This is a genomic window from Thermomonas sp., assembly GCF_020850895.1.
GTDB lineage: Bacteria > Pseudomonadota > Gammaproteobacteria > Xanthomonadales > Xanthomonadaceae > Thermomonas.
The window spans coordinates 16,335-29,218 of sequence record NZ_JADZDS010000061.1; the positions used below are offsets into that span (position 1 = coordinate 16,335).

The 12,884-nt window shown below is 64.9% G+C and carries 14 protein-coding genes; 6 read left to right on the forward strand and 8 right to left on the reverse strand.

The genetic code is table 11. From position 1 onward, the window contains the following. Window positions 1–91: 91 nt before the first annotated feature. A complete protein-coding gene (locus tag IT472_RS05925; RefSeq protein ID WP_297179792.1) occupies window positions 92–475 on the forward strand; it encodes an Hpt domain-containing protein in 384 nt (127 codons plus the stop codon). Window positions 476–535: 60 nt separating this feature from the next. Here the strand turns inward: IT472_RS05925 and IT472_RS05930 are convergent, their stop codons facing one another. Continuing rightward, window positions 536–1,699: an aminotransferase class I/II-fold pyridoxal phosphate-dependent enzyme gene (locus tag IT472_RS05930; protein WP_297179794.1), complete on the reverse strand. Its 1,164-nt coding sequence runs from the start codon at window positions 1,697–1,699 to the stop codon at window positions 536–538. Window positions 1,700–1,795: 96 nt separating this feature from the next. Between IT472_RS05930 and IT472_RS05935 the strand changes: the two genes are divergently transcribed. Beyond that, complete coding sequence (locus IT472_RS05935; protein WP_297179797.1) at window positions 1,796–2,263, forward strand: Lrp/AsnC family transcriptional regulator; 468 nt, start codon at window positions 1,796–1,798, stop codon at window positions 2,261–2,263. A 78-nt stretch (window positions 2,264–2,341) separates the two neighbouring features. Further along, complete coding sequence (locus IT472_RS05940; protein ID WP_297179799.1) at window positions 2,342–3,769, forward strand: aminotransferase class V-fold PLP-dependent enzyme; 1,428 nt, start codon at window positions 2,342–2,344, stop codon at window positions 3,767–3,769. 13 nt (window positions 3,770–3,782) lie between these two features. Here IT472_RS05940 and IT472_RS05945 read toward each other — a convergent pair whose 3' ends face one another. The 6 genes from IT472_RS05945 to IT472_RS05970 form a co-directional block, all read right to left on the reverse strand. Continuing rightward, window positions 3,783–4,181 carry an RNA-binding S4 domain-containing protein gene (locus tag IT472_RS05945; RefSeq protein ID WP_297179802.1) on the reverse strand — a complete coding sequence of 133 codons (399 nt, stop codon included), beginning with the start codon at window positions 4,179–4,181 and terminating at the stop codon, window positions 3,783–3,785. Between the two features lie 60 nt (window positions 4,182–4,241). Continuing rightward, a complete protein-coding gene (gene rplS / locus IT472_RS05950) occupies window positions 4,242–4,658 on the reverse strand; it encodes a 50S ribosomal protein L19 (RefSeq protein WP_297179805.1) in 417 nt (138 codons plus the stop codon). A gap of 184 nt (window positions 4,659–4,842) precedes the next feature. Continuing rightward, entirely contained in the window at window positions 4,843–5,622 is a 780-nt protein-coding gene (trmD, locus tag IT472_RS05955) for a tRNA (guanosine(37)-N1)-methyltransferase TrmD (RefSeq protein ID WP_297179808.1), read from the reverse strand. A gap of 270 nt (window positions 5,623–5,892) precedes the next feature. Next, window positions 5,893–6,045: a hypothetical protein gene (locus IT472_RS05960; protein WP_297179811.1), complete on the reverse strand. Its 153-nt coding sequence runs from the start codon at window positions 6,043–6,045 to the stop codon at window positions 5,893–5,895. Window positions 6,046–6,136: 91 nt separating this feature from the next. Next, window positions 6,137–7,276 (reverse strand): MraY family glycosyltransferase, encoded by a 1,140-nt coding sequence (locus IT472_RS05965; RefSeq protein WP_297179834.1) that lies wholly within the window; start codon window positions 7,274–7,276, stop codon window positions 6,137–6,139. Window positions 7,277–7,427: 151 nt separating this feature from the next. Further along, window positions 7,428–8,816: an FAD-binding oxidoreductase gene (locus tag IT472_RS05970; protein ID WP_297179814.1), complete on the reverse strand. Its 1,389-nt coding sequence runs from the start codon at window positions 8,814–8,816 to the stop codon at window positions 7,428–7,430. A 115-nt stretch (window positions 8,817–8,931) separates the two neighbouring features. On the opposite strand from IT472_RS05970, the gene serA reads away from it, so the two are divergent. Next, window positions 8,932–10,173 carry a phosphoglycerate dehydrogenase gene (gene serA / locus IT472_RS05975; RefSeq protein ID WP_297179817.1) on the forward strand — a complete coding sequence of 414 codons (1,242 nt, stop codon included), beginning with the start codon at window positions 8,932–8,934 and terminating at the stop codon, window positions 10,171–10,173. 214 nt (window positions 10,174–10,387) lie between these two features. Here serA and IT472_RS05980 read toward each other — a convergent pair whose 3' ends face one another. After that, entirely contained in the window at window positions 10,388–10,939 is a 552-nt protein-coding gene (locus IT472_RS05980; RefSeq protein WP_297179820.1) for an NUDIX hydrolase, read from the reverse strand. A 156-nt stretch (window positions 10,940–11,095) separates the two neighbouring features. Here IT472_RS05980 and IT472_RS05985 point away from each other — a divergent pair, with 156 nt between their 5' ends. Both IT472_RS05985 and IT472_RS05990 read left to right on the forward strand, forming a co-directional pair. Continuing rightward, complete coding sequence (locus IT472_RS05985; protein WP_297179823.1) at window positions 11,096–12,574, forward strand: amino acid permease; 1,479 nt, start codon at window positions 11,096–11,098, stop codon at window positions 12,572–12,574. A 106-nt stretch (window positions 12,575–12,680) separates the two neighbouring features. Continuing rightward, a partial coding sequence (locus tag IT472_RS05990; protein ID WP_297179826.1) for a class II aldolase/adducin family protein occupies window positions 12,681–12,884 on the forward strand: 204 nt, incomplete at its 3' end.

The following is a 12,884-nucleotide window of genomic DNA, read 5'->3' on the forward strand; positions in this document are numbered from 1 at the left end:
TCCCATCAGGAGGCAGCACTTGCGCAATTGGTTCTCTTCATTGTTCCAAAGAATGTTCGCTGGCAAGCAGTCTCATCCTGGGAAACCTGCGATGACCGCCGGTGTTGACCCGGAAATGCGCGAGGTCTTCATCGCCGAATTGGCCGAAATCATCCAGAACGTCGACAAGGCCCTGGTAGCTTGGCGCACCGACTACGCCAATCCCACTTACACCCGCGCGCTGACCCGCGCCTTCCACACACTGAAAGGTTCCGCGCCGGTGGTCGGCGCCACCTTGCTGGCCGAGCTTGGCCTGGCCGCCGAGCAGACCGCAAAGCGTGCCGGTCGCAAGCGCAACCCGGACATGACGCAGATCGAGGCGATCGAGGCGGCGGTTGCGCTGCTGCCGCAATGGCTCAGGGCAATGCAGAACAACCTTCCCGCCCCCGAATCCACTCGCAACGTGATCAGCGCGCTGAAGCGTTCGGCCAATTGATCGAACGACGCCACGATGCATCCGCCCGGATCGCTCCGGTAGCGCGCCAATCGGGCTTGCTCAGCCCATCGCCTGCACGAGGTCGTCCCAAAGATCCTCGACGTCCTCGATGCCCACCGACAGCCGCAGCAGGCCGGGCGTGATCCCGGTCGCCAGTTTGACGTCGTCGGGCACCATGCGATGGGTCAAGCCGGCCGGATGCTGGATCAGGCTATCGACCGAACCCAGGCTCACCGCCGAGGTCATCACCTGCACCTTGGCCATGACGTTGGCGGCGGCATCGTGGCCACCGCGCATTTCGAAGGCCATCAACGACCCGGGGCCGGACATCTGGGTGCCGACCAGATGGGCGTTGGGCGAATCGGCCAGACCCGGGTAATGCACCTTCGCCACCGCCGGATGTTCGGACAGCCGCTGCGCCAGCACCTTGGCATTGGCCTGCGCCGCCTCGACCCGCATCTTCAGGGTCGGCAGGCCGCGATGCAGCAGATAGGCTGCCAGCGGATGCAGCAATGCGCCAGTCGCCGCGCGCATGGTACGCAGCGGTGCCGCCCGCGCTTCGTCACAACAGATCACCCCGGCGATCACATCGCCGTGGCCGCCGAGGAACTTGGTGGCGCTGTGCCAGACATAGGCCGCACCGAGTTCGATCGGCCGCTGCAGCACGGGCGTCGCGAACGTCGAATCCACCGCCACTGGCACCGTGCCGGCGGCCTGCACTGCGGCGCGGATGTCGATCAGGTTCAGGGTCGGGTTGGATGGGGTTTCGATGATCACCAGCGCGGTGTCGGGACGCAGATGCGACGCGATCTGGCCGGCGTCGGTGATGAACTCGGCCTGCACGCCACAGAGGCCGCTTTCCAGCAGATGGTCCGAGGTGCCGTACAGCGGCCTCACCACCAGCACATGCTTGCCGTGCTGGGCGCGGTCCATCAGCAGCGCGGTCAGCGCGGCCATGCCCGAGGAATAGGCGACACAGGCTTGCGTGCCTTCGAGCACGGCAATGGCCTTTTCCGCACGCGCCACGGTCGGGTTGTGCAGGCGCGCGTAGATCGGGTTGGCGGCATCGGCGGCACCGCCGATCAGGGCATCGAAACTGGCGCTGCCGGTGCCGAGGTCGGCGATCGGATAGGTGGTCGACAGGTCCAGCGGCGGCGCGTGCACGCACAGGGCGTTGAAATCCTCGCGCCCGGCGTGGACGGCGGTGGTCTGGAAACGGGACATGGCGCACTCCGATGCGGCGTGAAACCGGTATCCTAGAACACCATTCGGCGATTTTGCCTGATTCCGAACATTATTTCTGATACGCAGGGAAAACCCATGCTGGACCGAATCGATTACGCCCTGCTCCGGCTGTTGCGAAAGAATGCGCGGTTGGCCAACAAGGACTTGGCCGCGCGCACGGGCATCGCGCCTTCGACCGCGCTGGAGCGGGTGCGCCGCATGCGCGAGGACAAGGTGTTGCTGGGCTACCACGCCGAGATCGCGCCGGACGCCATCGGAATCGGCTTGCAGGCGATGGTGTCGGTGCGATTGGCCAAGCATTCGCGTGCGCTGGTGGACAGCTTCCATCGCCACGTGCTGTCACTGCCTGAGGCACTGGCCTGCTACCACGTTGCCGGCGCCGACGATTTCCTCGTCCATGTCGGCGTGCGCGACAGCGAGCACCTGCGCAACTTCACCCTGACCGCCTTCACCGAACGCGCGGAAGTGGCGCATATCGAGACCCGGCTGATCTTCGAATACCAGCGCAACGTGGAGCTGCCGCCGCAGTCCGATTCGGACTGACGACCAAACTTGTTGCACTGGCCGGGTGGATTGCACTCGGTAGCATGAGCGTCCACCTCCAGCCCTCGGCGCCACGCGATGAACGACCCGGCCAATCTCGAATTCTCACCTGAGGCGATGCGCACGATGGGCCACGCAGTGGTCGATCGCGCGGTCGCACATCTGGCGGGGCTGGCCGACGCGCCATCGAACGGAAATTTCGACGGCATCGAGGCGCTGTGCGAAGCGCTGCGCGAACCCGAACCGCTGGACGGCAGCACGCTGGACGCCTTGCTCGATCCGCTGTTCAACGAATGGATCCCGCGCTCGTTCGGCACGCCTGGTCCCGGCTATCTGGCTTACATTCCCGGCGGCGGCATCTATCCGGCCGCACTGGCGGATTTCATCGCCGACACCGCCAATCGCTACACCGGGATCTGGCAGGCCGCGCCGGCGCTGGTGCAACTGGAAGCCAACACGCTGGACTGGATGCGCGAATGGATGCAGTTCCCGGCCACGGCGCGCGGGGTGTTCACCACCGGCGGCTCGATGGCGATGTTCAATGCGATTGCCGCTGCACGCGAGCAGCGCCTGGGCACCGACATCCGCAGCGGCGTGCTGTATGTCTCCTCGCAGTCGCACCACTCGATCACCAAAGCCGCGCGGCTGGCCGGGATTGCCCACGACCGCGTGCGCACGATTGCCGTGGATGCGGATTTCCGCATGCGCGTGGATGCGCTGCAGGACGCCATCGATACCGACCGAGCAACGGGATTGAAGCCGTTCATGGTGTTCTCCACCGCCGGCACCACCAATACAGGCGCGGTCGATCCGCTCGACGCGGTGGCCGACCTGTGCGCACGCGAGGGCCTGTGGCACCACGTCGATGGCGCCTACGGCGCGTTCTTCCACATGGTGCCGGCGCTGCGCCCGCTGCTGGCCGGCCTGCCGCGCGCGGACTCGTTGACGCTGGACCCGCACAAGGGCCTGTTCCTGCCCTACGGCACCGGCGCCCTGCTGGTGCGCGACGGTGAAGCCCTGCGTGCCCTGCACGCCTCCGACGCCGGCTACCTGCCCACAAGCCAGAACACGTTCTACGACCCGGCGCAGTACGGCCCCGAGCTGTCGCGCGGGTTCCCCGGCCTGCGCGTCTGGCTGACGATGAAGCTACTCGGCACCGACCGCTACCGCGCCGCGCTGGCGGAAAAACGCGCACTGGCGCTGTGGGCGGCCGATGAAATTTCGAAGATCCCAGGCATCGTCATGGACGCCGCACCGCAGCTGTCGCTGTTTGCCTTCCATCTGGAACATCCGAGCTTGCCGACACTGGAAGCGCAGAACGCAGCCACCCGTGCACTGATGGAGCGCGTCACCGCTCGCGGCCGGGTGATGGTGACCGGTGCGCAGGTGGGCGAACGCTACCTCGGCCGGGTCTGCGTGCTCAGCTTCCGCACCCGGCGGGCGCAGATGGACGCCTGTATTGAGGATATGGCGCGCGTTGCCGGCACCCTCATCACGCACGGCTGACCGTTCGGCATTTTCAACTCGCGTCGAGATCACCCAAGGCACGAATCAGGCGACGGGCCCGCTTGTCGGGCTTGGTGTCCGGCGGCCGGTAGCCGGCACGTTCGGCGGCGCGCTGGGCGCGAGCATGTTCGCGGGCGAGTTTCGAGGCGTCGGATTCACGGTACAGCGTTTGCGCGATGCTGGCCGGGCCACGGGTGTTGCTGAGCGCAAGCACCTCGACTTCAAATCGCTCGTCCCCACGCACCACCACCAAGGCCTCGCCGGCACGCACGCCGCGGGCAGGCTTGACCCGCTGGCCACCGATTTCGACCTTGCCAGTCTCGATGGCCTGCTTGGCCAAGCCGCGGGTCTTGAAGAAACGCGCCGCCCACAGCCACAGGTCGAGGCGCATGCCCCGGGGCTCTGGGATCATCGGGATTCTGGCCCCTGTGCGGTTGCCGGGATGGCAATCGCACAGGGAGTTCGCCGGGCGTTATTCGGCTGCGCTTTTCTTGGCATCCGCTGCAGCAGCCTTCGCCTTGGCGTTGCCGGCGAGATCTTCCTTGATGCGCGCCTTCTTGCCTTCCAAGCCACGCAGGTAATACAGCTTGCTGGCGCGAACCGCGCCGCGGCGCTTGACCTCGACCGAATCGATCGCCGGACTGTGGGTTTGGAACACGCGCTCGACGCCGAAGCCGTGGGAAATCTTGCGCACGGTGAAGGCGGAATTCAGGCCAGCGCTCTTGATGCCGATCACGACGCCTTCGTAAGCCTGCACGCGCTCACGGTTGCCTTCCTTGACCTTGACGTTGACGATGACGGTGTCGCCCGGGCCGAAATCCGGCAGCGTGCGCGAAACCTGGGCGGCTTCGAAACCTTGGACGAGGGTGTGGATCGATGGCTTGTTCATGGGTTCAACCTGTGGAAATCGTTTGCGTGTCGAGCACGCGCCTGTTGGAATGGTTATTGCGCGAGTGCACGTGGACCCGCGTCATGGCACAGATGGAGCGAAATCAGCGAAATCAGGGCAAGGCCCAGCCGTGCATTGTAGCGTGTTTCCAAAGGGCGCGCAGGCGCTTGGCTCCAAGCACAGGTCAGTGCGGATCAGGCCCCGTCATCAAGCCCGCGTCCGGTCCGGCCTGCAGGATCCGGAATTCGTCCAACAGCGCCCGATCCTGCCTCGACAGCGCCGCCTCGTCCAGCAAGTCAGGTCGCCGCAGCCATGTACGCCCCAGCGCCTGCATCCTCCGCCACCGGGCGATCTGTGCGTGATTTCCGGACAGCAGCACGGCCGGCACAGTCCCCAGGGCATGCTCGACTGGCCGGGTGTAGTGCGGACAGTCCAACAGCCCATCCATTCCGAAGCTGTCCTGCTCTGCCGATTCCGCGTCGTTAAGCGCTCCCTCCTGCAGCCGGGCGATCGCGTCGATCAGCACCAGTGCCGCCGGTTCTCCACCCGACAACACGTAATCCCCAATCGAGATTTCCTCGTCGACCTCGGCCTGCAGCAGCCGTTCGTCGACGCCTTCATAGCGCCCGCACAGCAGGATCAGGCGCGGCTCGACCGCCAACGCGCGCACCTTGCCCTGGTCGAGTCGCCGCCCTTGGGGGCTGAGGTAGACCACACTCGCCGGAGCAGGATCGGCAGCGCGCACCGCCCGGATCGCAGCGCGTAGGGGCTCGAGCATCATTACCATCCCCGGCCCACCACCGAAAGGTCGGTCGTCCACTCGCCGGTAGCTGCCTTCAGCAAAATCACGCGGGTTCCAGCCATGGACCTCAATCAGTCCGCGCTCACCCGCACGCCCCACCACGCCATGGGCGGCAAGGCCGACGACGAATTCCGGGAACAGGCTGACGAGATCGAAACGCATCCGCCCATTGTAGAAGCTCGCCGGAAGAAAGCGGCCAACGTAAGGAATTGCCGCCATTTTCCTGCGCGCAGTACGAAATGGACGCTGGAACGTACCTGGTCCAGGCGGATAACCCCTACTCCGGATCCGGTCCGGACCAGGCCCAGGATGTGTCAGCCCGCGCTGCGTCCGGAATGCACCCGGATGCAGTTCATGTTGATCGTACTCAGATGTGATTGATCCGCAGCTGACCATCCGAGGTCGGCAGATCATGCAGAGTCAAACGTCGCCTTAAAACGGCCAGGACCAACCTGCCAGCGGAGCCAGGAACCAGTAGGCAGCCACCAGAGCCAGGCACCAAAATGCCAGCTTGAGCAACGCATCAACGACCTTGATCGCCAGCCATACCCCGAGCACGACCAAGGCGAAAGCAAACCAACTCATGTCCGAATGCATCCCCAGGGGGCAGCGTCGCCAGCCCCGGCATTGGAACGGACTCGTGGCCAAGGCAAGCACGAGCGCTTCGGCTCCGGAATCACTGCGTCGTATCGGTCTGATGGTCTGGCGGTACCGCCAACTGCTGCACCGATTCCCGATCTATGGGTCGCGGGGGAGATCGCCGCAGGCGTGCGAAAAAAGCCACCGCGCGCGCGCGCTTGCACGTCAGGGCATACCAGCCAACGCACATCACGCAGAACAGGGCCAGCAGCAGTGGGTTGGGAACATTCATCCGCATCGCCTGCCCAACCAGGAGTCCGCACAACAGGCTGAACCACGTCAGGTGCAGCGCTGCACGGGTTGGGCCGAACCCCGCATCTTGCAGGATGTGATGGATGTGCGTGCGATCGGCGAAGAACGGTGAGCGTCCTTGGCGCATCCGCCGCACGCTGACCACGAGGCAATCCATGACCGGCACAGGCAGCAGCCACATTGCCAGGACCGGATTCACCGGATGCCCTTGGTTCTGGGTCAGGCGGAAGCTCACCCAGGCGATCACCAGACCCAGCAGCGCGCTGCCAGCATTGCCGAGGAAGGCATGCGCCCTGGGGCGCCACGGCAAGCGCAGGTTCCACAACAAGAACCCGGCCAGACCACCGCAGAGCACGGACAGGCGCACCGCCAACTCGTGATTCCCGGCGTAGATGGATGCTGCCATCAGCATCACCAGAGCCGCCAACCCCAGCAGGCCGGCCTGTCCATCTGCGCCATCGATCATGTTCATCGCATTGATGATGCCCACCGTGGCGAACACCGTGAACGGCACCGACAGCCAGCCCAGGCTCAAGTCAGACAGGCCAAACACCGGTCCGATCTGCTCCACCCGCACGCCCCCCCATTGGATGATCACCACCGCTGCAACCACTTGCGCAAGGATCCTCCAGCGCCAACTGATATCGCGCTTGTCGTCCCACAGTCCGACAACGACAAGGAGCAACGCCGCCGCACTGAACGCGGCCAGGTTATCTCTGACGTGGGGCACCTGGAAAACAATGAACGCGGCCAGGCAACCGATGTAGATGGCCAAGCCACCTGTGACCGGAGTTGGATGGGCATGGTCCTTGCGGCCATGCGGATGATCCAGCAGGTCCAGGCGATGTGCGACTGGACGCAGCAGCCACAGTACGAACGCCGTAGCCAGGAATGCCGCCAAAGCCGCAGTTGGATCGAATCGCATCAGCACGCAAGACTCATCCGGGTCAAACCATGACGCCCGTCACACGCCCGCAGTCTAGACCAAACGCTGCCGCCCATTAAAGGACTCCCAGTCCGGAGGATGCATGAGCCATCAAATTGGAGCCCTCTGGACAATTCCGGATCATCCTTGCTCAATCCGGATCGAACAGCTTGCCCGGGTTCATGATGCCGTTCGGATCGAGTACGGCCTTGATCCCGCGCATCGCTGCGATCTCCGCCGCGCTGCGGGTGCAGCCCAGATAGGGCTTCTTGACCAAGCCAATCCCGTGCTCGGCGGAGATGCTGCCGCTGTGGCGTTGCAGCACGTCGGCCAGCAATTTGGTCACCCGCTCGCAGTCGGCGACGAACGCCTCCTGCGGCATGTTCTCGGGCTTGAGGATATTGATGTGCAGATTGCCATCGCCGATATGGCCGAACCACACGACTTCGAAATGCGGATAGTGCTCGGCCAACAACGCTTGGGTGTCTGCAAGGAAGGCCGGCATCGCCGAAATGCGCACCGACACGTCGTTCTTGTACGGCACATGGCGCGCTAGGCTTTCGGTGATGCCTTCGCGCAGGCGCCACAACGCCGCCGCTTGCGCATCGCTGGCGCTGATCACGCCATCGCTGACCCATCCGGACGCCATGCACTGCTCGAACGCCGCCATCGCCTCCGCTTCACTGGCCGCGTCACTGGCGAATTCGGTGACGACGTAATACGGATGGGTTTCGGCAAACGGCGCCTGTGCACCATGCGCCAGCACATGCGTCAGCGCGACATCGGTGAAGAATTCAAAGGCCTGCAACTGCAGGCGCTCGCGGAACGCGGAGAATACCTGCATCAAGGCATCGAAGGACGGCAGCGCCAGCAGCATCACATTGGTGGCGGGCGGTGGGTCGGTGAGCCGCAAGGTCGCCTCGACAATGATCCCGAGCGTGCCTTCCGATGCGATGGCCAGATGCCGCAGGTCATAGCCGCTGGAATTCTTGACCAGCGCCCGACCCAGCTCCAGCAACTCGCCGCCGCCGGTGACCAGTTTCAAGCCAGCGATCCACTCGCGCGTGTTGCCATAGCGCACGACGCGAATCCCGCCGGCATTGGTGGCGATGTTGCCGCCGATGCTGCAGGAACCGCGCGCGGCGAAATCCACCGGGTATTGCAGGCCGTGCTCACGGGCCAGCTCCTGCACCCGCTGCAATGCGATGCCTGCCTGCACGGTCAAGGTGCGATCGACTGCGTCGAAGCCCAGCACCTGCTGCATGCGCTCCAGGCTGACCACCAGCTCGCCATGGGCGGCCACCGCACCGCCCGACAGCCCCGTGCGCCCTCCCGAAGGCACGATCGCCACGCCTTCGGCATTGGCCCAGCGCACCAGCGCCTGCACCTGCGCCGCGCTGTCCGGCAAGGCAATCGCCAGCGGCGCTGGTCGCCAGCGTCGGGTCCAGTCGCGCCCGTAATGCTCCAGATCCGCCGGATCGGTGAGCAGGCGCAATGCGGGCAGCGCCGCGCGCAGGGAAGTCAGGGGGGCGTCGGTCATTGGGTTGCCGAGGATCGCGTCATGTCTCGCGAGGAAAATACCATGTCGCAGCGCAACATGAGCAGGGGAATTCTGGCTATAGTCGGCGTCCCCGACTCGTATCGACCAGCCCGGCATGTCCCCTCCGAAGACCTCCTACCCCAAGCAGGACATCCGCGTGTTGTTGCTGGAGGGCGTCAGCCAAACCGCGGTCGAAACCTTCAAGGCCGCCGGTTACAGCCAAATTGAATTCCACGCCAAGGCCCTGCCCGAAGACGAACTGAAGGCCCGCATCGCCGAGGCGCATCTCGTCGGCCTGCGTTCGCGGACCCAGCTCAGCGCCGAGGTGCTCGCCGAGGCCAAGCGCCTGATCGCGGTCGGCTGCTTCTGCATCGGCACCAATCAGGTCGATCTGGACACGGCCGAGCACGCGGGCATCCCGGTGTTCAATGCCCCCTATTCCAATACCCGCAGCGTCGCCGAACTGGTGGTGGCGCAGGCGGTGATGCTGATGCGCGGGATCCCGCAGAAAAACGCGGAATGCCACCGCGGCGGTTGGTCGAAGGCCGCGAGCGGCAGCCACGAAGTGCGTGGCAAGACCATCGGCATCATCGGCTACGGCCATATCGGCACCCAAGTCGGCGTGTTGGCCGAGGCGCTGGGCATGCAGGTGGTGTTCCACGACATCGAGACCAAGCTCTCGCTGGGCAATGCGCAACCGGCTGGCGGCCTGGCCGAATTGCTCGCACGCGCCGACATCGTCACCCTGCACGTGCCGGAGACGCCGGCGACGAAAAACATGTTCGGCGCGGCACAGCTGGCGGCGATGAAGCGCGGCGCGCACCTGATCAATGCTTCACGCGGCACCGTGGTCGAGATCGAGGCGCTGGCGGCGGCACTGGCCACGGGCCAGGTCGGTGGCGCAGCGGTCGATGTCTTCCCGAGCGAGCCCAAGGCCAATGGCGATGAATTCCTGTCGCCGTTGCGCGGCATGGACAACGTGATCCTGACCCCGCACATCGGCGGCAGCACGCTGGAAGCGCAGGACAACATCGGCGTGGAAGTGGCGGCCAAGCTGGTGCGCTACAGCGACAACGGCAGCACCCTGTCGGCGGTCAACTTCCCCGAGGTCACCCTGCCCGAACACGCCGGCAGCCTGCGCTTGCTGCATATCCACCGCAACGTGCCGGGCGTGCTGTCGAAGGTCAACGAGATCTTCAGCCGCCACAACCTCAATATCGATGGCCAGTTCCTGCGCACCGATCCCAAGCTGGGTTACGTGGTGATCGACATCAGCGCCAGCGAAGCACAGGCGCAGGCCGTTCGCGACGAGTTGGCGGCGATCGAAGGCACGCTGCGGACGCGGGTGTTGTATTGATTCGACTGCGTCTGATCGCGCCCCTGCGGTGCGCTCCTACCGTTTGAATCCTCTTCTACGCACAAACAGGGATTCGGCCACTGCCACAGTGGAAACTTCGCTCTTGATCTCGTCATCCCCGCGCTGCTTCTGACAGACGGATGTCTGTCCCAAGCGGGGATCCATGGACGTTGTTATTTGTCGGATGACATCTCTTGCACGTCCGTGATGCGCTTTACTTTCGCATCATCCACTTCCCCGCCATGCGCCGTACCGACGCATCGGCGCCGGCATCGACGGCCAGCGCCGCGATGGGTCGCCACGCCAGGTCCAGCGATTCCTCGCTGACCGTGAACGCCTCGTCCTCGCCGGCGCGGACGATGTAGCGCACGTCGTAGTGCCAATGCGACGGAACGCCCTTGTGCTCCGGGATCCAGTGGCGGTCGAGGTCGAAGATCGCCGGCTCGTTCACCAGCCCGGACAAGCCGGATTCTTCCTGCGCCTCACGCAGCGCCGCCATCGTCAGGTCACGCTCGCCATCGGCATGCCCGCCCAGTTGCAGCCACAGGCCGAGCTTGCGGTGATGGGTCAACAGCACGCGGCTGCCGTCGCGGCTGACCAGCCAGCAGGAAGCGGTGAAATGCCCGGCCAGGCGCTCGCGCCGGAAAGGGTCGACGGGATCGGCGAGCAAGGTTTCGAACAAGGCCGCGGTGTCGGCCTCGCCCGGCCAGCGGCGCGCGTAGTCGGCCAATGCCGCGGCGAACCCGCCGTCCAACGTCGCAGTCATCGCGCCCTCGCGCCCCAATCAACCTGAATACGCCAGATTATCGCCGACCATGGCTCACGGTGCTTGTGCTGAACCCACCGAAACGTATAAGGTCGACCGATTGCGGCCTGCATTCCGCGGCTGCGCCCTGCACGGACCTGAAAGGGGGAGTACCCGATGCTGTTCCAGCGCGTCAAACCACTCGACAAGATTCTCGAGACCGCGGAAAAAAATGCCCTGAGACGCCAGCTTGGCGCGTTCGACCTGACCATGCTCGGCATCGGTGCAGTCATCGGCACCGGCATCTTCGTGCTGACCGCGGTGGCGGCCAACAAGGCCGGCCCGGGCATGATGTATTCCTTCGTGATCGCCGGCATCGTCTGCGCGTTGACTGCGTTGATGTATTCCGAAATCGCGGCGATGGTCCCGGTCTCGGGCTCGGCGTACACCTATTCCTACGCCGTGCTCGGTGAGATGGTGGCGTGGATGGTGGGCTGGGCCTTGGTGCTGGAATACGCCGTGGCGGCCGGCGCGGTTGCGGTGGGTTGGTCCGGTTATGCCAACGGCTTCCTCATCAATCACGGCATCGGTCTGCCGGAATTCCTGTCGTCCGGGCCGTTCTGGGTGGAACAGCTGAAGGACGGCGCGGTCGTGCACATGGTCGATGGCGTGACCCACAAGGGCGGGTTCAACCTGATCGCCTTCCTGCTCTCGCTGCTGGTGACGTTCCTGCTCGTCGCCGGCACCTCGAAGTCCGCCAAGGTCACCGCCTTGCTGGTGATGATCAAGATCGTTGCGCTGACGGCCTTCGTCGCACTGACCCTCCCGGTCGTGCAGCACGCGAATTTCGACCCGATGCTGCCCAATGGCTGGGGTACGCCGCTTTCCGGCGTTGGCGTGCTGGGTGCCGCCGCTTCGATCTTCTTCGCCTACGTTGGCTTCGACGCGGTCTCCACGGCCGCCGAGGAAACCAAGAACCCGAACCGCAACATCCCGATCGGCCTGATCGGTTCGCTCGGCATCTGCACCATCTTCTACCTGCTGGTGTCCTACGGCGTGGTCGGTGCCGCCGGCGCACAACCAGGCGGTGATCTTTCACAGTCGAAGGAGCCGCTGGCCTACGTCCTGCGCGCCATTGGCCATCCCACGATCGGTGATGCGGTCGGTTGGGCCGCCATCATCGCGCTGCCGTCGGTAGTACTGATGATGATCTTCGGCCAGACCCGCATCCTGTTCACCATGGCGCGCGACGGCCTGCTGCCGTCGGCCCTGACCAAGGTCCACCCGAAGCACCACACCCCGCACGTGGTCACCTGGCTCACCGGCATTGCGGTTTCGTTCTTCGCCGCATTGTTTCCGGTGGACATCCTCGCCGACATCTCCAACGCCGGCACCCTGTTCGCGTTCTTCACCGTCGGCATCGGCGTGATGATCCTGCGCAAGACCGAACCAAACCGCCCACGTCCGTTCAAGACGCCGATGGTCTGGATCGTCGGGCCGCTGTCACTGGCCGGCTGCGTGCTGCTGTTCTTCAGCCTGGGCTGGAACCCGACCATCAAGTTCTTCTGCATCTGGGCCGTGCTTGGCCTGATCGTCTACTTCATGTATGCCCGCCGGCGCAGCAATCTGGCCCCCGGCAACGAAGCCAAGGCCTGATCGACGCAACCGCTTGCAAGCGAAAACCCGGCCCCGGCCGGGTTTTTCGTTTCCGGGGATCTGACGGCACGCGTATCCTTCGAATCCACCCCTCGACGATCCCGCCATGCACGATCCAGAACGCGCCGCCCGGCAATCCCTGATCGACCACTGCCGCGCCATGAACGCCAGTGGGCTGTCGCTGAACAAGTCCGGCAATGCCAGCCTGCGCTGGGGTGAGGGTCTATTGATCACGCCGACCGGGCGCGCCTATGACCGCCTGCAGCCCGAGGACATCGTCCATCTGGACGCCGAAGGCGGCTGCCGGCCG

Coding starts and splice junctions, on each gene's coding strand:
- IT472_RS05925 (WP_297179792.1), top strand. CDS start 92: ATGACCGCCGGTGTTGACCCGGAAATGCGCGAGGTCTTCATCGCCGAA.
- IT472_RS05930 (WP_297179794.1), bottom strand. CDS start 1,699: ATGTCCCGTTTCCAGACCACCGCCGTCCACGCCGGGCGCGAGGATTTC.
- IT472_RS05935 (WP_297179797.1), top strand. CDS start 1,796: ATGCTGGACCGAATCGATTACGCCCTGCTCCGGCTGTTGCGAAAGAAT.
- IT472_RS05940 (WP_297179799.1), top strand. CDS start 2,342: ATGAACGACCCGGCCAATCTCGAATTCTCACCTGAGGCGATGCGCACG.
- IT472_RS05945 (WP_297179802.1), bottom strand. CDS start 4,181: ATGATCCCAGAGCCCCGGGGCATGCGCCTCGACCTGTGGCTGTGGGCG.
- rplS (WP_297179805.1), bottom strand. CDS start 4,658: ATGAACAAGCCATCGATCCACACCCTCGTCCAAGGTTTCGAAGCCGCC.
- trmD (WP_297179808.1), bottom strand. CDS start 5,622: ATGCGTTTCGATCTCGTCAGCCTGTTCCCGGAATTCGTCGTCGGCCTT.
- IT472_RS05960 (WP_297179811.1), bottom strand. CDS start 6,045: ATGAGTTGGTTTGCTTTCGCCTTGGTCGTGCTCGGGGTATGGCTGGCG.
- IT472_RS05965 (WP_297179834.1), bottom strand. CDS start 7,276: ATGCGATTCGATCCAACTGCGGCTTTGGCGGCATTCCTGGCTACGGCG.
- IT472_RS05970 (WP_297179814.1), bottom strand. CDS start 8,816: ATGACCGACGCCCCCCTGACTTCCCTGCGCGCGGCGCTGCCCGCATTG.
- serA (WP_297179817.1), top strand. CDS start 8,932: ATGTCCCCTCCGAAGACCTCCTACCCCAAGCAGGACATCCGCGTGTTG.
- IT472_RS05980 (WP_297179820.1), bottom strand. CDS start 10,939: ATGACTGCGACGTTGGACGGCGGGTTCGCCGCGGCATTGGCCGACTAC.
- IT472_RS05985 (WP_297179823.1), top strand. CDS start 11,096: ATGCTGTTCCAGCGCGTCAAACCACTCGACAAGATTCTCGAGACCGCG.